The following is a 262-nucleotide window of genomic DNA, read 5'->3' as shown; positions in this document are numbered from 1 at the left end:
CTTAGTCTTTCGGCGAGGGGGTTTCCCACCCCCTTTATCGTTACTTATACCTACATTTGCTTTTCCATACGCTCCAGAGTGGCTCGCGCCACGCCTTCGACGCCGAATGGAATGCTCCCCTACCAATCATAATTGATTCCATAGCTTCGGCAGACAACTTGATACCCGATTATTATCCACGCCAAATTCCTCGACTAGTGAGCTGTTACGCACTCTTTAAATGAATGGCTGCTTCCAAGCCAACATCCTAGCTGTCTTAGCA

At 48.5% G+C, this 262-nt stretch carries 1 rRNA gene; it reads right to left on the bottom strand.

Features of this window, described 5'->3' with window-relative positions:
- Positions 1 to 262: ribosomal RNA gene (locus I6E11_RS14935) — 23S ribosomal RNA — on the bottom strand; the annotation flags it as partial.

It is taken from the genome of Bacteroides caecigallinarum (genome assembly GCF_021531075.1).
In the GTDB taxonomy this organism is placed as follows: Bacteria; Bacteroidota; Bacteroidia; order Bacteroidales; family Bacteroidaceae; genus Phocaeicola; species Phocaeicola caecigallinarum_B.
The sequence above is the reverse complement of the archived record's forward strand: the minus strand, read 5'-3'. Positions and strand labels throughout refer to the sequence as shown.